Here is a 19927-nt window from a genome sequence, read left to right on the forward strand (position 1 = left end):
GGCATTAACAAGCGATGTTATATAAAAAACCAGTTGCATTAAACATAAAATGTAATCTGTACTTAACTATTGATAAAGCGAGGCGTATAGTCTTCATTTTTCTTCTTTGATGATTTAAGCGGCGCAGGGTGTTCTGTGTTAATAAAACGACAGAGACCTTGTGATTGTCGACATAAAGGCATGATTGCTCTCAAAAATGGCGACAAGATTATAAATTGGTTGATTAGTTCTATATGCTCTTCGCCATTAATTAAAATAAGGAAACGAAGATGGATAAATTCGTAGTGTTTCTCTTATGCCTTTTTTTAACAATCGGTGGTGTGGCTCATATTTATGACAACGTTGTCGATGGTTTTTTACCGTATGATTTTGCCCCGCGTTGGTTAAATATCTATTGGAGTGTATTGGGCATTTTGGATTTGTTGGCAGCTTACCTTCTTATCAGGCATCGTAGAGTAGGACTGGTCTTAATGCTATTACTCCTAGTGACCAATGTTATTTTCAGTTCTCATGCGCAATACACATTGGAAGTTTTAGATAACAATACCGCTTTGCAAATGAAAACACTGTTTTTGGGCTTCTCGATCGGTGTCTCCATTTGGCTATGGAGCGCACGTAAGCACCAACAGTCACGCCAGATATTTCGTTAACTTTTAGTGCTCATTTATATAAATTAAGGATTATTAACAGGGATTCGTTATGAACAACTTTAAAGACTTGGCCAGTTTCGCCGCCTTGAGTGCATTAACAGGGTTAAGTTTTGGTACTCTCTTTTTTAGTCTTGTTTTTGTATATACCTCGCTTGAAACGGAACAAGAATTAAACATAAATGCATTAATTTGTGTTGTACTGGGAAGCATTGGATTACTTATTGGTGTCACTCAGTTGAACAAAAAGCGCCAATTGAGCGAGGGTTAGAATAATACGGATGAGCTTCCCAAAGCTGGAACACCAACTGTACTGGTTACTTATCCTTATTTCTCCACTCTGCTTGATTCCTTTTCACTCTGTCGCTGTTCACGATAGCGAAAGGGTTGAGTGAGCAGTTTATCAAGCCTTTGTTCTTGCTTATCTCGTATTTCCGGAATTCCAATCACTACGCCATCATGACCTAATTCTGGTTGTGCCCGATAGGTGCCAAACCAGCGGTCCCATACCGAAAGAAAGAAACCAAAGTTGGAATGAGTTTCTTTGGCAATCACAGAGTGGTGTACGCGGTGCATATCTGGCGTAACAACGAGCTTCCTCAACCATGCATCAACAGGAAGTGGCAATTTCGCATTGCTATGATTAAACATGGCACTGGCGTTTAGTACTATTTCAAACACCACGATTGCCAGCGGGGAGACGCCTAAAGCAAAAACAGCTCCTATTTTGACTACCATCGATAAAAGTATTTCAATGGGATGAAAGCGTGCACCAGTAGTGACATCAATATCTAAATCGGCGTGATGCATACGATGGAGCTTCCAAAGCGGTTTTATTTTGTGGAAAACAATATGCTGAAGGTAAATGATGCAATCGAGAAATAATACCGACAAGATGATATTCAGCCAACTCGGTAGGGAAAGTAAGTGAAACAATCCCCACTGGTTCTCATTTGTAATTATGGCTGATTGAAATGCAGCAATCGGCATCACAACGGCGATAATAATACTATTGAGAGCCACAAGAGAAAGGTTGTTAGCCCAACGAAAAATCCGTGACACGCTAAGATTTTTCCGTGGTAGCGCATTTTCCCAAAAGGTACAAAGCAGCAATACCCCAATAAAAAAACCTAGCCTTATCCATGATGGGTCGTCAAACATCGTTTCTGTCATTGAGAATTTCCTTTTTTCTTTACTTTGCCATAGACCGAGTATTTCGTTAAATGCTTTCAGAATTAAACGAGGGGCGTTGAGACCTTACCTTGAGGCTAACGCATTATCCCAGTAGAATCGCGTTCTATTTTTTACGTGGCATTACTACTCATGAGAATTCACGCTTTCCATCGCTTACTTCAGTATCGACAATCTATCTCAACGAAACCTTTTAATGCACGAGGGTGTAAAGTGGTTCGATGTCAATATTGTCAGGTTTCTGAGCAACATTGTCTGTGTGAATTACAGCCCAACATTGAATCAAATATAGCGTGCATGTTGATAGTGTCTGAAAATGAAGTGTTTAAGCCAAGTAACACGGGCCGCTTGATAGCTGATACGATTCAAGAAACGTATGTGTATCAATGGAACCGCACAGAACCCTCACAAGAAATGATCGCATTATTAGGCGATGATAGTTTCCAACCTGTGGTTGTATTCCCGGCTGATTATGTTGATGACTCGTCTCGTTTAGTTGACGATTTAAACTTCGAGCGTTTACAAAAACACCAAAACCAGGATAAGAAATGGCTATTGATTTTCATTGATGGCAGTTGGCGTGAAGCAAGAAAGATTTTTCGCTGTTCAGAGTTCTTGCAATCATTGCCTGTCTTATCTATCGAGCCGGAATCTTTGTCAGAATACATCATGCGTCGCTCTGATAACGAGCAACACCTTTCCACCGCAGAAGTCGCAACCTTAGTTCTAAAGTTAGCTGGTGAGCATAAAGCTTCAGAATGCCTCCAGCTGTGGTTTGAAGCCTTTCGTGAAACGTACATGTTGACCAAAACCCGTGTTAAAACCGACCCTAATCGGCCTCATCTGAAACGTTTCAAAGCATGGATCAAAACCGAGAGCTGACTCTAAGGAATGAACTTTTGTTGATGGCTTGTTGTTCAACTTGCCTCGATGAGGAGATAAATCTGCATTTGGTCACGGTTTGCAGGCGTACAGATATGGATAATGCCAAAAGTTTATACTTTTTGACTCCAGTTAATGTTGGGAGTCGTTTAAGCATTTTTAGGAGAGAAGTACATGTATTACGGCTTTGATGTCGGTGGCACTAAGATTGAGTTTGGTGCATTTAACGATAAGCTTGAGCGTGTAGCAACAGAGCGCGTACCGACACCAACAGAGAACTATGCTCTATTGGTTGAAACGATTGCAGAATTGGTAAACAAGTACGATGCCGAATTTGGTTGCGAAGGTACTATTGGTCTTGGCTTGCCAGGCATGGAAGATGCGGATGACGCGACCGTTCTAACGGTTAACGTGCCTGCAGCAAAAGGCAAACCACTGCGGGCTGATCTTGAAGCTAAAATTGGTCGCAGCGTAAAAATTGAGAATGATGCGAACTGTTTTGCGCTTTCAGAAGCATGGGATGAAGAGTTACAAGACGAGCCTTCTGTACTTGGGTTGATCTTAGGGACTGGCTTTGGTGGCGGCATGGTTTACGAAGGTAAAGTATTTTCCGGTCGTAACCACGTAGCGGGAGAGATGGGTCATACTCGCCTACCTATCGATGCTTGGTTCCATCTTGGTGACAATGCGCCGTTACTAGGCTGTGGTTGTGACAAAAAAGGTTGTTTAGACAGTTACCTATCAGGTCGTGGCTTCGAGCTTCTGTACGAGCATTACTACGGTGAAGAGAAAAAAGCGATCGATATCATCAAAGCAAATGCTGAGGGTGAAGCAAACGCCGTCGAACATGTTGAGCGCTTTATGGAGCTGCTCGCTATCTGTCTTGCGAATATTTTCACTGCGACGGACCCGCACGTTGTCGTTCTTGGTGGTGGTTTATCTAACTTTGAGTTGATTTACGAAGAGATGCCAAAACGTATTCCAAAGCATCTTTTGTCAGTGGCGAAGTGTCCGAAAATCATCAAGGCAAAACACGGTGATTCAGGCGGTGTACGTGGCGCTGCCTTCCTAAATATCAAATAAATACTCGTTGAGCTGAAATTCAATCGCGCCAAAAATTTAAAGCCCTGTCGAATCACGACAGGGCTTTTTAGTTTTGATTGTTAAGCTGAACTTACTTGTTCTTTTTACCTACACCCAAGTTTTCTTTTTGAGCGAGAGTGATTTTAGTAAAGCCAAGCTTTTTGAAGTGGTTGTCGCGGTAGTTACGGACTGCTTTGGTGTCTGAAACCGCTTCGATTTGCTGTTCCATCTTTAGGTATTCAGAAATGTCGATCCCTTCAGCTTCAGCGACGGCTTCCTGAATGTTGCGGTGCTGTTGGTAAGAAAACGTCAGTTCTTTGTCTTCGTTTTTGTATGTGTAAAGAATGGTGCGAGCCATAGTTATCTCTCGAATATATTTTATAAGTGTCTTTAGCCAAAGCAAGTGACTCACCACAATATGGAGTGAGTAATCGGCCATCAAAATGCCAATGGTTAATGGTGTTGATTTCCAGTCACAGTGATAAACGAGATTGCTTTGTTAAAAACGAAAGGTCAGCAATGCTGACCTTTGCGAACGACTTTCTAGTCAAACTAAAAGTTAGATTCTGCCTTGAAGTGGGATAATTGTCACGCTTTCTCCCATTTTTACGGTATCGACAGCGGGCGATATCTCGATAAGACAATTCGCCTCACTCATTGAGCGCAAGATACCAGAACCTTGCTTGCCAGTTGTTCGAACCGTTAATCGTCCGGTTTCATCTAATTCATAAATACCCCGGCTGAATTCAGTACGACCTTGACGAGAACGCAGGTTCTCAGTAGCAATTGCGTTTACTTTCAGTGGTTTCCAGTTTTGTTCACTTTGCATCTTACGTAGCGCAGGTTCAACAAAGTTAATAAAGGAGACCATTACTGCCACCGGGTTGCCTGGCAAACCAAAGAATGGCTTATGATTGATTTGACCAAATGCCAATGGACGGCCTGGCCGCATGTTGATACGCCAGAAATCGATTTGGCCTAACCTATCCAGCGCTAATTTGATGTAGTCAGCATCACCCACAGAGACACCACCAGAAGTCATCACGACATCCGCTTGCGCTGAAGCGCTTTCTAGCGCCTCAATCATTCGCTGTTCATTATCTTCGAGAATACCGAAATCCAAGATCTCACAGCCGAGCTTTTCAAGCATACCTATAATAGTAAAACGGTTTGAATCGTAAATAGAATTCGCTCTTTGCTCTGTCCCCGGCGCTTGCACTTCGTCACCGGTAGAGAACACCGCCACTTTCAACTTGCGGAAGACATTTGCTTTGTCAAAACCTAACGAAGCGATCATGCCCATTTCTGGGGGGCTGAGGCGAGTGCCAGCAGTAAATACCTCGCTGCCAATCGCGAGATCTTCACCCGCTTGACGCACGTTTTGACCCACTTTGATGCTCGCATTATCAAAGGTGACATTGTCACTCTTCTGGGTCGCTTGTTCACGCATGACCACGGTGTCACCGTTAATCGGTGTTGGTGCACCTGTCATGATTTTCACCGCTTGGCCGATTTCTAAAACTTTATCATAGGCATGGCCAGCCATCACTTCTGCGACGATTTGGTAGCTATCGCGGTCAACATCATCACTGCGGATAGCATAACCATCCATCGCTGAATTGGTGTACTGCGGTACGTTTACTGGTGAAACGATATGTTCCGCAAGAACGCGGCCGTAGGCATTTTCAATTTTGCATGCTTCGACTTCTTTAACGGGATTGACCAACGAGAGAATCTTTTCTTGGCCTTGAAGCACGGAAAGGAAAGCGGGAGAAAGAGTGTCACAACATGCGGCTTCTTTTTCTTTCTCATTTGATGCTGGTGCTTTTGCACCTTGAACGTATTGGAGAATGAACTGAGCGATGGCATCCAAATCATTGATGCTCATTTGCGGCAGTTCAGAATCGAGTTGGCCGCTGTCTGAAGCAATCGCGATGATGTTTTCATCATGAGGGTAGAGCCAAGGTTTGCCGACATCTTCGCGATGTAGTTCGATTTTAGGAAAAGCGATATTTTTGCAGCCCTCAACCAAGAGCACATCAAGTTGGTCTTCATCAAAGCGCGTCAGTAGGTATTCAAACTCGGCTTCGGTTTCTGGCGTTTCTGTCATTAACGCAAATCGGTTGCGAGATGCAATCAACATTTGAGATGCGCCAGCTTTGCGAAGGCGGTGGCTGTCTTTACCCGGCTGATCGACATCGAAGTTGTGGTGTGCGTGCTTCAGCATACCAATACGCAACCCCGCTTCGGTGAGTGTTGGCAGTAGTGCTTCTAGCAACGTAGTTTTACCAGTGCCTGAATAAGCCGCAAAACCAAGAATAGGAATATTTAACGTGTATTTCATGATTCTAGTTGTCCAAATTGTGCCAGTTCTTCTGGAGTGTTTAGGTTGACGAAACAGTTTGGTGAATCGCTGAAGTCAACGTAACTGGTGTTGCATTCTTTGTAGAGTAAGATGATTTTTCGATCACCTCGCTCGAGGAATGCCGTCAGTTTTGGTAGTACGCGTTTGTGGTATAGCGTGAACACTGGCTGTTGATGATCGCCATCATGCGCGACCAAAATATCGCTATCTTCTTTCGCCGCTTGGCAAAAGCGTTCAACTAAATCGGTATTGATTTGAGGGCTATCACAAGGCACAAAGCCAACCCAATCGGTATCAGCATGGACCAGGCCTGCGTGGATGCCCCCCATAGGACCAGGAAAATTTTTGAATTGATCGCTGAACACAAAACCAAACTTTTGGTAAGCCTCTTGGTTTCGGTTTGCATTAATGAGAATACGTGGAGTCTGTGGCGATAATCGTTCAATAACGTGTTCGATGAGTGGTTTTTGATTTAATTCGATCAGACCTTTGTCTTTTCCACCCATGCGGCTGGCTTGGCCACCAGCCAAAATGACCCAACTAGTTTGTGTTGGTTGAAGCATATGCGTTCTCTTGGGATGTTTCTTTTGGTATGACATACAACAGAGGAGACTCTATCAAAGTCTTGTCTTTAATCCACCACTGTTTTTTACATAGGTCGGTGAGGGCGTTGGCTTGATGGCTTGTCACTACGATGCTCGATCCTCTATCTAAAAGATCTTTCGCCATGACGACTAATCTTTCAATCGACTCTTTATCTAGTGATGCGCTCGGTTCATCCATCAATAGAATCGAGGGTTTTAAAATCCATGCCCGTGCCATTGCAACGCGTTGCTTCTCACCGCCAGACAGAACAGAAATGTGCTCATCTGCTAAAGTCTCTAAACCTACCATGCGTAGCGCGTTAATAACTTGAGCTCGCTTATCTTTTGGTGTGTCTTGTTGATATTTTACACCATACACTACGTTCTCAAAAACGGTACCGTCGAACAAATACGGAGATTGATGGAGGTAAATCACATCGACACGACCATTGCGGCGTGTTTGCCTTTTCAGCCACGTATCTTTTGGTGCGACCACGTTACCTGTTGAAGGTTTTAGCAGACCCGCGAGGATTTTAAGTAGGGTCGTTTTGCCCACACCATTGTCCCCCTTGAGATAAATGGCATCGTTTGGCCCGATGGCGAGTTCTGGGATGTGGAAAAGCACACGCTCTTTAAAGCGCATAGACAATTGCTCGGCAGTGATTTTTATCGTCATAATACGGCCTTACGTTGGTTTGATAGCGAGTCGATTGTGGAGGTCATGTTCTTAGGTAGCCTTTGCCTCTCATGCTGGATAAGAAAAAGTTTAGTGCCAATGCTAAAGATAGTAATACAATCCCTAACGCTACTCCTTCTGCAAAGGCGCCTTTGCTACTTTCCATTGCGATTGCGGTCGGAATATTGCGAGTCACACCCATAATATTACCCCCAACCATCATTGAGCAGCCCACCTCAGTCACGATGCGTGAGAAACCCGCAATAATGGCTGCAAGTAGGGGAAACCGAGTTTCCCAAATCATTGTCGCTGCAACGCGAGGAATGGAAACGCCCAACGTAATCGCGGTTTCAACTGCACGTCGGTCACTAGATTGCAACGCTCCATGCATCATGGACACCAACACCGGGAAACAAATGATCATTTGGCCGAAAATCATTGCTTTTTGCGTAAAGAGCATTTGCCATCCACCCCAAGGACCTGCTCTTGATAGCAACATATACAGCAATAAACCAATTACCACCGTTGGTATTGCTTGCAGGGTATTGACGATCGAAAGCAAGAACCACTTACCTCGGAAGTTTGTGTAAGCAAGAACAAAAGACATCAAAATAGCAGGCAAGACCACCAAGGATATCGCCGTGATAGAAACGCTAAAGGAGACCGCCACGATCTCCCATAAGTTTGCATCAAAATTCACCAGTAAGCGAAGCGCTTCTACTGTTGTATCAGCAAGATTCATATTGCGTTATTTGCTTTCTGCATTAGCAACAAACAGTTGTTTACCGTTGAGACGGAAGCGATTGATTAGCTCCTGACCGCGTGGGTTAACCAACCAGTCACTGAATGCTTTTGCACCTTGATAGTTAATTGTCGGGTAACGTTCAGGGTTCACAAGAATCACTTGGTAAGGGTTAAATAGCATTGCATCACCTTGGAATAGTATCTCTAAATCCAACTTGTTTTGATAAGCCAACCAAGTGCCCCGATCCGTCATCGTGTAGCCTTGCATCTCCGACGCCATGTTTAGTGTAGGCCCCATACCTTGACCTACGCTACGGTAACCGCCAAAGTTTGGTTCGATTTTGGTTTGTGCCCAAAAGCCCATTTCTTTTTTATGTGTGCCAGAGTCATCACCGCGAGAGATAAAGGTCGTATTTTGGTTTGCGAACTCTTTGAATACATCAAGAACAGACTGCTCATCTTTGATGGTGGCAGGGTCGGCTTTAGGGCCAACAATCACGAAATCGTTGTACATCAATTTGCGTGGAAGTACGCCGTAGCCTTTTTCGACGAATGTGTCTTCCGCTTTTGGTGCGTGGGTCATGACTAAATCCACGTCGCCATTTTCGCCCATTTTGAGCGCTTTACCTGTGCCCGCCGCGATGATATCGACTTTGTAGCCTGTGTCTTTTTCAAACTGTGGTAGTAGGTAATCCAGTAGTCCAGAGTGGTAAGTGCTGGTCGTGGTTGCTAAGCGAACGTGTTCTGCTTCTAGAGCAGAAAATGCAGAGTAGCTTACAAGCGTGATTGACGTTGCGGCCAGCGTTAGCGCCATTTTTTTCATTTTTAAGTGTTCCTTTCTTATGATTTTTGTGACTTCTAACATCATGATGATTAAGAAGTGTCCTAGGCCATCTTACGGGCTTAAATCACAAGTTACCTCAGGGGGACTCGAATATCTGAGATGACTTGGATACTTTTACATAGCAAACAAGATGCCAACCTATTACAAGGCCAAAATGTTCGATTTATGCGCGGATTCATGGACTTATTTGCACAAAAAATTGAGTTGGTACAAAATGTCGCACTTTTTGTAGGGTATCTCTGCTTTAACTTGGTACACTCTGTCCCATCGGAATCCATCTAGGGTAAATATGTCTACTCAATCCCATATTAGTACAAACCAACACTACAACGCTTTTTCGGTACTGGTTGTTGATGATGAATTAGGCATGCAAGCCATTTTAAAAAAAGCACTCGGTAAGCTTTTTTCTCATGTCGATACCGCAGGCAGTATCGAAGAAGCGGAGTTGCTACGTAATTCTCGCCACTATGATTTAATCTTACTCGATATTAATTTGCCTGGTCGTTCAGGGATTGAGTGGGAAGAAGCCTTTGAAGATGACGATAAACGCGCTGATGTGATTTTCATGACTGGTTATGCCGATCTGGAAATCGCCATTCGTGCACTCCAGCTTGGGGCCTCAGATTTTATTCTTAAACCTTTTAATCTTGAGCAGATGTTAAAAGCGGTGAGCCGCTGTATGGATCGTCGCTTGAATGAGCGCATGCAATATGCGATGAAACGTGACTATCAACGATATAACACGTCAGAAATCATCGGAGGTTCAGAGAAAACACGTCAACTCAAGCAGCTTATAACCCAGTTTGCACCATCTCGAGCTTCTGTTTTGATCGAGGGAGAATCGGGAACAGGTAAAGAGCTGGTGGCGAGAGGTCTCCATCAAGTCAGTGGACGAACGGGGCCCTTCGTGCCAATTAACTGTGGGGCGATTGCGCCAGAGTTATTAGAGAGCGAGCTGTTTGGTCATACATCTGGGGCTTTTACGGGAGCGAAGAAAGCTCGTGAAGGTTTATTCCGTGTCGCCAATGGTGGCACCTTATTCTTAGATGAAATCGGTGAAATGCCGTTAGCAATGCAAGCGTCATTACTACGTGTGTTAGAGCAACGCACGATCCGGCCCGTTGGATCTGAAAAAGAAATCAGCATTGACGTACGAATTGTCGCTGCGACCAACCGAAACCTACAAGACGAAGTGAATCAGAGCAACTTTCGTAGCGATCTGTATTACCGTTTAAATGTGTTGAAAATAGAAGTATGCCCACTGCGTGAGCGTAAAACGGATTTGTTCGAGTTAGTACCTTTTTTCAGTAATATGCTCACTCGCGAGCTCGGCACGTCCTCGCCAAAGTGGGCGCATGAAGATATGGAAGCAATGAGTGAATACGATTGGCCGGGCAACATTCGTGAGCTCAAAAACTTGATTGAACGTTGTATTTTGCTCGGCAAACCGCCTGCACATTACTGGCGAGAACTGAACAGTGGGCAGTCTTTTCCTAATGTTTCGATTACCGTCTCACACTCTGCTGAACTACCAACTTTTAAGGAAGGTAAAGAGTTTACGGGTGAAGGTTACCCAACCCATTGGACATTAAAAGAAGTCGAAAAGGCCCATATCCAACAAGTTGTTAACTCATATGAAGGCAATAAATCAGCCGCAGCACGTGAATTGGGAGTGGCCCGCAAAACCTTAGAGCGCAAATATAAAGAATGGGATTCTGAGGATGAGGAATATGACAACTAGCGTCCAGCAGCGCAAAGGGCTGTCGAAATGGACGCACCGCCTTAAAACGATGGTGCGCTATCGCTTATTGATCTTAACCTCTGCGCCTATTTTCCTCACTTTAATTGCCTTAATAGGCATCACCATTTACTGGTCAATTCATTACACATGGCAAAATGCGTTGCTTGATGTATCAGAGCGATTGGGGGTTGCGAACAACAGTGTGACATTGTTGCAGCAAAAGCAGGCAAATTACGTACGCGCATTTGCCGATTCCTACGATTTTCGCATTCGTATTAATCAAGAGATGCCGCAAGAACAACTGCAAGTTTGGGTGACCCAGCAAAAAAAACGCTACGGGTTAGATTTTCTCTCTTTCCAACGAGTTAACTCGATGGAAAACAAGTTTCGTTTTATGGATCTCACCAAGCGCGAGTCCTTTTTTGATGTGCTCAATAAAGCAGAACTAGAACGGCTTACCCCCAACTTGGCTAAACGTTCTGAGGTGCCGATTCTCGCTGATGGAAGAGTGGAAGCTCGCGGTTTAGTCAGTCGGACGGTTATTCCTGTTTATAGCCAAGCCAACGACTTAATCGGTTTTCTTGATGGCGGCTTGCTCTTGAATAACAGCACCGTATTGGTTGATCAAATCCGTGATTTAATTTATCTCAGCGATAATGATCGTTTGCGCCCTGTCGGAACGTTGACGGTATTCCTAGACGATTTACGAGTCAGCACCAACGTGCCGTTGGATAGTGACCACCGTCTAGGGCGTGCCGTCGGTACGCGAGTGAGTACCGACGTTTACAACCACGTTCTTACAAAAGGTGAGCAGTGGGTCGACCGGGCATATGTTTATGACGCGTGGTACATCACGGCTTACCAGCCAATCAAAGATCAGTACGATAATGTGATTGGAATGCTTTACACCGGCTACTTGATGTGGCCCTTTGTCAAAGCGTACATGACGAATATTGCTGAAATCAGCGTGATTACTCTGATGCTGCTATTGATATCGGGCGTGATTGTTTATCGGGGGTCACAAGAGCTGTTTAGACCAATCGAGCGTATTCACAAGGTAGTTAAGCAAGTTCAACAAGGTAAAGAAAAGCGCATTGGCCCACTGGGTTTAGATGAACACCATGAGCTCGCTCAATTAGCGAGACAATTCGATGACATGTTAGATGCGTTAGAACAACGTAAGAGTGAGCTAAAAAGCTCTGCTACACAGCTTGAAGGCAAGGTTCAAGAGCGAACGGCAAGCCTACGTGAAAAGACCAATGAGCTTGAGCTGCATATTCAATTACTTAATCAAACGCGTCATAAATTAGTTGTGCACGAAAAACTCGCGGCATTAGGCGAGCTAACGGCGGGCATCGCGCATGAAATTAATAACCCAACGGCGGTAATCCTAGGAAACATAGAGTTGATTCATTTTGAACTTGGTGAGGATGCGAGCCGAGTTCAGGAAGAGATTGATGCGATTCACGCACAAATTGATCGCATCCGAAATATTACCCGCAGTTTGTTGCAATACAGTCGTCAGGGTGGAGTGCAAGATGAGATCACATGGCAGCACATTAACCCTATCATTGATGAAAGCATTACGTTGGTAAAAACAGGGACTAAGAAGCGTGATATTGAGTTTGTGGCCGATCTGCGAGCGCATACATCTGTCGAGATCAATCGTCACCATTTGCTGCAAATTTTGGTCAACTTACAAATGAACGCTATTCATGCGATGAACGGTAAAGGTAAGTTAACCGTCATGAGCGAAGACTGGATCGAAGGTGGAGAAATAAAAGGTGCAGCGATCCACGTGACCGACGAGGGTTGTGGGATTAAGCCAGAAAATCTAAGCCGGATTTTTTCACCATTTTATACGACTAAACGTGATGGAACTGGGTTGGGGTTGTCTGTCTCCCAAAGTACCCTTAGCCAAACAGGCGGTGAGCTTAAGGTTGAATCGGAGTGGGGGAAAGGCAGCACTTTTAGTATCTACTTACCGAACAAAGCTGAAATGTTATTGGAAGTAACGAATATCGGCTAGAAGATCGTATAAGCAACAGTATGAACCCTAGAAAAGGATGAGTGACGATACTGATCCTTTTTTAATTTAAAAATGAGTTAAAGATCAGGCGGCTTCATTCTGCGTGAAGGCTTAGGTCACGTTGCCAAATAATGAATTAATAAAAACAACACTTGCAGTATGTAGCTCGAACAAGTACCGTTGCGCGGTTTTTCTCAATACACCCAAAGTACTAAGGTATAGGTTTTGATCTCCACTGCGAATATTACACAACAATTCGGCGCAAAGCCGTTATTCGAAAACATTTCAGTTAAGTTCGGCGAAGGTAATCGCTACGGCTTAATTGGAGCTAATGGTTGTGGTAAATCAACCTTTATGAAGATCCTCAGCGGTGAGCTTGAGCAAACCAGTGGTAATGTAAGTTACGACCCGAATGAACGTGTGGCGAAACTAAATCAGAACCAGTTCGCATACGAAGAATTTACAGTTATTGATACCGTGATCATGGGCCATAAAGAACTATGGGAAGTGAAGCAAGAGCGTGACCGTATTTACTCTCAAGCAGAAATGAGCGAAGAAGACGGCATGAAAGTCGCGGATCTCGAAGTTCAGTTTGCTGAGATGGATGGCTACATGGCAGAAGCAAAAGCAGGTGAGCTTTTGCTGGCGGTTGGCATCCCGATGGAGCAACATTTCGGCCTAATGAGTGAAGTAGCGCCGGGCTGGAAACTTCGTGTGCTTTTAGCGCAGGTCCTATTCGCAGACCCAGACGTTATGCTGCTTGATGAGCCAACCAACAACTTGGATATGGACACGATTCGCTGGTTAGAAGATACGCTGAACGCACGTAACTGCACCATGATCATTATTTCGCACGACCGTCACTTCCTAAATTCAGTATGTAGCCATATGGCAGACTTAGATTACGGTGAGCTGCGCATTTACCCAGGTAACTACGATGAATACATGACTGCAGCTTCTCAAGTCCGTGAGCGTCTACTTAACGACAACGCAAAAAAGAAAGCACAAATTGCTGAGCTACAAACTTTCGTTGCACGTTTCTCTGCCAACGCATCGAAAGCAAAACAAGCGACATCACGTGCTAAGCAAATTGATAAGATCAAACTTGACGAAGTTAAAGCATCTAGTCGCCAAAACCCATTCATTCGTTTTGAGCAATCGAAAGAGCTGTTCCGTAACGCTCTGGTTATAGAAAACCTAAGTCAGGGTTTTGAAAACGATTTATTTACTAACTTCAATGCCATCTTTGAAGTCGGTGAACGTGTTGCCATCATCGGCGAAAACGGTGTGGGTAAAACGACACTACTTAACACGCTTGCTGGTGTACTAGAGCCTCGCACTGGTCAATATAAATGGTCTGAAAACTCAAATATTGGCTACTATGCTCAAGACCACGCCCACGACTTTGCCGAAGACATGAACCTAACTGATTGGATGGGTCAATGGCGTCAAGAAGGGGATGACGAGCAAGTGGTTCGTGGCTTCCTTGGGCGTATGTTGTTTGGTCAAGACGACATCAAAAAATCAGTAAAAGTCCTATCTGGTGGTGAACAAGGTCGTATGCTGCTTGGTAAGATAATGATGCACAAACCAAATATGCTACTGATGGATGAGCCAACCAACCACATGGATATGGAATCCATCGAATCATTGAACAATGCACTTGAAGAATACAAAGGTACGCTGTTCTTCGTATCGCACGACCGAGTCTTTGTTGATTCTCTCGCTACACGTATTCTCGAAATCCGTAAGGGTAAGATCATCGATTTCAAAGGCACTTATGCTGAGTACCTGAAATCACGTAGTGTGGATGAGTGATCGCGAATTAAGTAAAAGTAAAAAGACCTCATAATGAGGTCTTTTTTTTTTGTGGCTTTAATCCTTAAATTGGCCCGTTAAGTAAGCGTAAATCCCAACGAGACCAAATGTAATGATCATCGAAAGCATAATGCCACTTGGTGTGAGCAAAAAATTCCACAGTTGGTCATTGTCCATCGTCCACATCCTTTGTGAGTCCGTATCGTTAGTTTATATCATCTGATGATTTAGCAAGGCGTTATTGCTCACCTTTTACATCAAACTCAACTTTTTCTGCACCAGTGAATACTTGGAAGCGTAGACCTTTAGCGCGAGCGATGGTCGTAATACCAAATTGTTTCGCGAGGTCGAGTCCCATTTGTGTTACTCCAGAGCGAGAAAGAAGCACGGGAATACCCATTTGAGCGACTTTAATAACCATCTCTGATGTAAGGCGACCAGTTGTGTAGAAAATTTTATTTTCACCGGTTTCTTGTTCGAGCCACATCTCACCCGCAAGGGTATCAACCGCATTATGACGACCAACGTCTTCGACAAAAGATAACACTTCATTACCCTTGCAAACCGCACATCCATGCACGGCTCCGGCTTTTTTATACGTATCATTGTAATGGGTTAGTGCTTCTAAAGCGGCATAAACTTCCGATTGTTTCAGTGGTACTTGGGGAACCTGATAATCCTCAAGCTGCTTCATGACATTGCCGTACATGGTGCCTTGACCACATCCAGATGTGACGGTTTTCTTTTTAAGTGCGCCTTCTAGGTGCTCAGTATTTTCTTTGGTTATCACCGCCGCAGAGTGCGTCTCCCAATCAATGATAACCGATTCAATCGCTTCAGGATCAGACAGGAAACTCTGGTTTTTTAAATACCCCAGCACCAAGGCTTCAGGACGCGACCCCAGCGTCATTAATGTCACTACTTCTCTCCAGTTTAGCATTACCGTTAGAGGGCGCTCACAGGCGATTTGTTTGGTAAGCTTTTCTCCATATTCATCGTAAACGTCGACTTCAATGGTTTGCAGGGGATTTTCACTGGTTTTAATAATATTTGGTTTTAGCACAGTCCTATCCTAGTCGTTGAGAGGGCGATTCACCCCATCAAATATTTTCGTTTATTTCACGGTTTACAAAGCAAGTCTCATTCCAAAATAGCGTTTACTACAAAAAATGCGAAGTTTTATACCCACGGCGCATTAAAACTGCGAGTTCGCAGTAATGACACATCAATGAATTAGAGTTTCGACTACTTTGGTATTTATGGTCTTAACTAACGAGAGTCCTGAGAATAATTTCTGGCTCGGATATTGCTATCCAACCATGAAATGGTTAAAAAAAGTAAAGGTCAAGATGTCCTTTCCGTCTCCGTTTTTGGACCAAAATAGAAAGCTGGGTGAGCTATGTCGGATAAGAAAAAGTTTGAAACAAAATACAAGAAAACTGAAGATGAGTGGTTGATTGGGGTTGAACTTGTTGAGCATGAAATCAGTACGGGGATTTGGGTTACCACCCAATGGCAGTTAACGGGGTTTGCGCTGAATCCGACAGAAGAGACTCCGGACGTTTGTTGGTTGCAACTGCACAAAGATGAACGCACCGACTACCGATTTAATTTAAGCTCTCAGCAACCTAAGCTTTTCCTAGTGATGGATAATGTTGAGTCTGGTGAAAAGCCAACAATACAGCTCTTGACGGCTTCGCAATCCGTCGCGGCTCAATACATGGACGGTGATAACCTAGTATTATCTAATGATATGCCATTAGCCGTTCAAGCGTGGATGGAAGCCTTTATAGGGCGTCATGGTGAGTTGTTAGAAACAAGACGAAAGAAACGTAAAGGAGCGGGGAGAGCAAATGGCAACTAGTTTTTTAAGCCGTTGGTCGAAACGTAAATTAGAAGAATCCTCAAACTTAGGTGATGAAGAAATCACACCGGTTGAAGAAGAAAAAGCACCAGCGAGCGTGAGTGAAACGCTAACGCCAAGTACCACTGTTTCCCTAGACAACTCTGAATTCAATGAAGCCACTCAAGACACTACAACAGTCGTTGACATTGAAAATGAACAACCAGAAGAGATGTCGATTGCAAGCTTATTGGTTTCTGAGGCGTCTGAAAGCATAAAAAAAACCGCACTGCGTAAGCTGTTTTTGTCTGAAGAGTTTAATGTCCGTGATGGGCTCGATGATTACGATGACGATTATAGTAATTTGAAGTCTCTGTCTCAGGAGGTCGCTGAGACTTTGCGTGATTGGGTGAAAGAGCAAACAGAAGAAGAACCGCCGGAAGAGATCACTCAAGCTATTGATGCTGATAAGGAAGTTTTATCAGAGGATATTAAGCAGGGCGAAACAAGCGCCACCACGCACCAAGATGAAACAGATTCGGATAAAAATACAGCGCTTTCAAGAGGTGATACTTTAGAAGGTAAATTGATGCCTGAAGACATGGGACAAAATATACCACACAAACAATAGGTACATTTTGACTAAATACTCAATGAACCGGATGGGACAAAATGTCTCATCCGGTTTTTTTGTCCCTATAAATTGTCCGTCAAATATGTAAAGCGTTGAAATTAAAAGCTTATTTTATTGGCACAGCACTTGCTAAACATTGTTTAATACCAATCTCATTGATATTAGTACTGAGCCACTGAGACTTTTCACCCATAAGTTAATCAGCAGAATCTCTGGCGCTAACTACAATGATAGATGGAAAAGACTATCCATATTTATAAATGGAATTGAGCAATGTTGAAAAAACTATTAGAACAAGCGACTTCCAATAACGGTAAAGCGAGGCGCTACGCTTGCGAAAATACCGTAGAGTTGATGAACCTTATTCCACCAACCGTTAGTTATGAAAGTGGCGGTAACACCTTGATTGTTGGCCCAACTGCAATTATTGAGAGTGCAGCGGCGCAATTGTCACAAATGAATAGCTTAACGCTGCTTTCTACCGATGGTGAAAAAGGGACGACCCAAGGTCTTTACTATGCAAACTCGGTGCAGGTTTCTGGGTTCCTCGGTACGTTCGAAGTCATTATCGAAAATAACGACTCGATCAACAACCTAGCAAAAGTAGCCATCAACAGCGACTGTTTTGATATCGTACTTGATCTTTGCCTTAACAGTTGTATGTCGGAAGAAGTGCCTGTCCCGGGGTATTATCCAGTAGGTCGTGGTTATCCAAAACTGGCTGAAGCGTTAGAAGAAATCCCAACACTGATGGGAACCTTCGATAAACCCAAATATTTCCGTTTAGATACTGATTTGTGTGCGCACAGTTCACGTGGCGTGAAAGGTTGTGAGCGTTGTGTCGATGCTTGTCCGGCAGGCGCGCTATCGAGTGAAGGCAGTGACAAAACAGGCCACCGCATCGAGATTAACCCATACCTTTGTCAAGGCGTAGGGACGTGTGCGACGGCGTGTCCGACAGAAGCGATTCATTACGCATTACCAAACCCGCAAGATACGCAAAAATTCATTGAACGCACGCTCGCGAATTATGAGCAGGCGGGCGGTTTAGACCCCATCGTGCTGATTTGTAGCTCTCGTCATGAAACCTACAACGTGATGGCACTCAAAGCGCTACCAGATAATGTCATTCCAATTGTGGTAGAAGAACTGCCTTCGATTGGAATCGATACTTGGTTTGCCGCACTTGTGAACGGAGCCACTCAGGTTCTGTTTGCGGCTTCGCGTTATATGCCACAAACCATTATTCGTGTGCTCAACACTGAAGTGGGTATTGCTCAAGAACTTCTTGACCAACTTGGTATCGCAAAAGAAACCATCGATATTCTGTATCTAGAGTCGTTACGCGAAGGTGCACCAACCCTTTGTACTGAGTCTTTTGACTTGGCTTTAGGTGATTTGCCAGGCAATAAGCGTCAACGTTTGTTCACCGCATTAGACGCATTATCAGTATCTCGTATTCCTGTAGATAACATGGTGGAGTTACCTGCCAATGCGCCTTACGGCAAGGTTTCTTGCAAAAGCAAAGACTGCACGTTGTGTATGAGCTGTGTCGCGGTCTGTCCAACGCGCGCGCTGCATACCGATGGTCAATCTCCCTCGCTTAAATTCGTCGAGCAAGACTGCATCCAATGTGGTTTGTGTGAGAAAGCATGTCCAGAAAATGTACTGACGCTGACTCCCCAAATGAACTGGGTAAAAGAAGAGCGTCAGAAAGCGGTGGTGATTCACGAAGAAAAGGCGGCGGAATGCATTCGTTGTCACAAGCCTTTTGCGCCCCAGTCCATGATTGACATGTTACAAAACAAGCTTCGTGGGCATACGCACTTCTCCGATCAAGCGGCTATTAATCGCATCGCGATGTGTGAAGACTGCCGTGTGGTCGACATGTTTGAGTCGATGGCTGAAGACCCAATGAGTCAACTGAAATATTAGGAGCTCACAGTGGAGACACAACAAGAACAAACACTGAGAACTGAAATTTATCTCATGCTTTCTACACTTTTTCGGAGCGCGCCCAGTGAGGACGAGCTTGGATTCTTAAAGTTACTTGAAATTGAATCCTCCGAAAGCGCCATGCAAAAAGCGTGGCTCGCGCTGCAACAAGCGGCGAATGAAGCAAATCGTGAAGCGGTTGAAGACGAGTATCAAGAACTCTTCATTGGTATCGGTCGTGGAGAAGTGGTGCCATTTGGTTCTTGGCATCGTACTGGCTCGATGATGGAAAAACCGTTAGCGGAAATTCGTCGAGATCTAGAACTGCTTGGCATTGAACGTGCAGAAAACGTGAAAGAGCCTGAAGACCATATATCGGCTCTCTGTGAAGTAATGGCGATGCTGACAGACGAGGAAGAGACATTACAACAAGCCGTGTTTAACAAACACATCGCGCCTTGGTTCCAATCTTTTACTCGTCAGCTAGAGAGCGCGGAAAGTGTGAATTTTTATAAGCCAGCCGCGCAACTTTGCGAGGCATTTTTAACCTTAGAACAAGTGCGCTTCAGCGTGAATACCAAAAGTAGTAAAAGCAAATTAAAAATTGATGTGAAAAACGTCACAGATTACGAGTAATCGGGTAGTACTTGGTCATATCGATAGAGAGGCATAAGTCTCCACAGATCTACCGTAAGGTAAGGAAGCAATGATGAATAATAAAGAAATAAACACAAGCCGTAGAGACCTCCTCAAAGGCTTTACAACGGCTGCCGTTGCTGGTGCTGTTGTTGCGGGTACCACGAAAGTGGCCGTCGCTTCAGAAAAGGTTGAGCCTTCTACAAAAGACATGAAGAAGACAGGGTATCGCGAAACTCAGCACATTCGTGATTACTACGACACACTTTAGGAGA

General features: G+C 44.2%; 20 protein-coding genes. 12 read left to right on the plus strand and 8 right to left on the minus strand.

What is annotated here, in order from left to right:
* The first annotated feature begins 269 nt into the window (after positions 1-269).
* Positions 270-650, plus strand: coding sequence for a hypothetical protein (locus tag ATG66_RS12045; RefSeq protein WP_098415524.1), 381 nt, complete (start codon positions 270-272; stop codon positions 648-650).
* Positions 651-699: 49 nt separating this feature from the next.
* Positions 700-918: a hypothetical protein gene (locus ATG66_RS12050; protein ID WP_098415525.1), complete on the plus strand. Its 219-nt coding sequence runs from the start codon at positions 700-702 to the stop codon at positions 916-918.
* Between the two features lie 56 nt (positions 919-974).
* Here the strand turns inward: ATG66_RS12050 and ATG66_RS12055 are convergent, their stop codons facing one another.
* Positions 975-1820, minus strand: coding sequence for a sterol desaturase family protein (locus ATG66_RS12055; RefSeq protein WP_098415526.1), 846 nt, complete (start codon positions 1818-1820; stop codon positions 975-977).
* Between the two features lie 150 nt (positions 1821-1970).
* On the opposite strand from ATG66_RS12055, the gene ATG66_RS12060 reads away from it, so the two are divergent.
* Positions 1971-2720 carry a tRNA-uridine aminocarboxypropyltransferase gene (locus tag ATG66_RS12060; RefSeq protein ID WP_098415527.1) on the plus strand — a complete coding sequence of 250 codons (750 nt, stop codon included), beginning with the start codon at positions 1971-1973 and terminating at the stop codon, positions 2718-2720.
* 174 nt (positions 2721-2894) lie between these two features.
* On the plus strand, positions 2895-3803 hold the full coding sequence (gene nagK, locus ATG66_RS12065) for an N-acetylglucosamine kinase (protein WP_098415528.1): 909 nt from the start codon (positions 2895-2897) through the stop codon (positions 3801-3803).
* A gap of 91 nt (positions 3804-3894) precedes the next feature.
* Here nagK and ATG66_RS12070 read toward each other — a convergent pair whose 3' ends face one another.
* From ATG66_RS12070 to ATG66_RS12095, 6 genes are all read right to left on the minus strand, one after another.
* Complete coding sequence (locus tag ATG66_RS12070; protein WP_098415911.1) at positions 3895-4161, minus strand: DUF2960 domain-containing protein; 267 nt, start codon at positions 4159-4161, stop codon at positions 3895-3897.
* A gap of 201 nt (positions 4162-4362) precedes the next feature.
* Positions 4363-6147: a bifunctional molybdopterin-guanine dinucleotide biosynthesis adaptor protein MobB/molybdopterin molybdotransferase MoeA gene (locus tag ATG66_RS12075; RefSeq protein WP_098415529.1), complete on the minus strand. Its 1785-nt coding sequence runs from the start codon at positions 6145-6147 to the stop codon at positions 4363-4365.
* Entirely contained in the window at positions 6144-6731 is a 588-nt protein-coding gene (gene mobA, locus ATG66_RS12080; RefSeq protein ID WP_179885649.1) for a molybdenum cofactor guanylyltransferase MobA, read from the minus strand. The genes ATG66_RS12075 and mobA overlap by 4 nt, the downstream gene beginning before the upstream one ends.
* The gene (locus tag ATG66_RS12085; protein ID WP_098415531.1) at positions 6709-7428 is read right to left on the minus strand and encodes an energy-coupling factor ABC transporter ATP-binding protein; all 720 of its coding nucleotides are present in this window, start codon (positions 7426-7428) and stop codon (positions 6709-6711) included. Before ATG66_RS12085 ends, mobA begins: the two co-directional genes overlap by 23 nt.
* Before the next feature lie 43 nt (positions 7429-7471).
* Positions 7472-8170, minus strand: a complete 699-nt coding sequence (locus ATG66_RS12090; protein ID WP_098415532.1) for an ABC transporter permease — start codon at positions 8168-8170, stop codon at positions 7472-7474.
* Between the two features lie 6 nt (positions 8171-8176).
* Positions 8177-8995: a substrate-binding domain-containing protein gene (locus tag ATG66_RS12095; RefSeq protein WP_098415533.1), complete on the minus strand. Its 819-nt coding sequence runs from the start codon at positions 8993-8995 to the stop codon at positions 8177-8179.
* Positions 8996-9305: 310 nt separating this feature from the next.
* Here ATG66_RS12095 and ATG66_RS12100 point away from each other — a divergent pair, with 310 nt between their 5' ends.
* The 3 genes from ATG66_RS12100 to ATG66_RS12110 all read left to right on the plus strand — a co-directional run bounded on the left by ATG66_RS12100 (position 9306) and on the right by ATG66_RS12110 (position 14604).
* Positions 9306-10757, plus strand: a complete 1452-nt coding sequence (locus ATG66_RS12100) for a sigma-54-dependent transcriptional regulator (RefSeq protein ID WP_098415534.1) — start codon at positions 9306-9308, stop codon at positions 10755-10757.
* Entirely contained in the window at positions 10747-12786 is a 2040-nt protein-coding gene (locus ATG66_RS12105; protein WP_098415535.1) for a sensor histidine kinase, read from the plus strand. Before ATG66_RS12100 ends, ATG66_RS12105 begins: the two co-directional genes overlap by 11 nt.
* Positions 12787-13011: 225 nt before the next feature.
* On the plus strand, positions 13012-14604 hold the full coding sequence (locus ATG66_RS12110) for an ABC-F family ATPase (protein ID WP_098415536.1): 1593 nt from the start codon (positions 13012-13014) through the stop codon (positions 14602-14604).
* A gap of 238 nt (positions 14605-14842) precedes the next feature.
* On the opposite strand, the gene ATG66_RS12115 is transcribed toward ATG66_RS12110, so the two are convergent.
* The gene (locus ATG66_RS12115; RefSeq protein ID WP_098415537.1) at positions 14843-15667 is read right to left on the minus strand and encodes a formate dehydrogenase accessory sulfurtransferase FdhD; all 825 of its coding nucleotides are present in this window, start codon (positions 15665-15667) and stop codon (positions 14843-14845) included.
* A 336-nt stretch (positions 15668-16003) separates the two neighbouring features.
* On the opposite strand from ATG66_RS12115, the gene ATG66_RS12120 reads away from it, so the two are divergent.
* The 5 genes from ATG66_RS12120 to ATG66_RS12140 all read left to right on the plus strand — a co-directional run bounded on the left by ATG66_RS12120 (position 16004) and on the right by ATG66_RS12140 (position 19923).
* Positions 16004-16468, plus strand: coding sequence for a DUF3305 domain-containing protein (locus ATG66_RS12120; RefSeq protein WP_098415538.1), 465 nt, complete (start codon positions 16004-16006; stop codon positions 16466-16468).
* On the plus strand, positions 16458-17078 hold the full coding sequence (locus ATG66_RS12125; protein ID WP_098415539.1) for a DUF3306 domain-containing protein: 621 nt from the start codon (positions 16458-16460) through the stop codon (positions 17076-17078). Before ATG66_RS12120 ends, ATG66_RS12125 begins: the two co-directional genes overlap by 11 nt.
* Before the next feature lie 276 nt (positions 17079-17354).
* Positions 17355-19016, plus strand: a complete 1662-nt coding sequence (locus ATG66_RS12130; protein ID WP_098415540.1) for a 4Fe-4S dicluster domain-containing protein — start codon at positions 17355-17357, stop codon at positions 19014-19016.
* A 54-nt stretch (positions 19017-19070) separates the two neighbouring features.
* On the plus strand, positions 19071-19652 hold the full coding sequence (locus ATG66_RS12135) for a TorD/DmsD family molecular chaperone (RefSeq protein ID WP_179885685.1): 582 nt from the start codon (positions 19071-19073) through the stop codon (positions 19650-19652).
* 70 nt (positions 19653-19722) lie between these two features.
* Positions 19723-19923, plus strand: coding sequence for a twin-arginine translocation signal domain-containing protein (locus tag ATG66_RS12140; protein WP_098415542.1), 201 nt, complete (start codon positions 19723-19725; stop codon positions 19921-19923).
* Positions 19924-19927 lie beyond the last annotated feature (4 nt).

This window comes from Vibrio sp. ES.051, assembly GCF_002563795.1.
Lineage (GTDB): Bacteria > Pseudomonadota > Gammaproteobacteria > Enterobacterales > Vibrionaceae > Vibrio.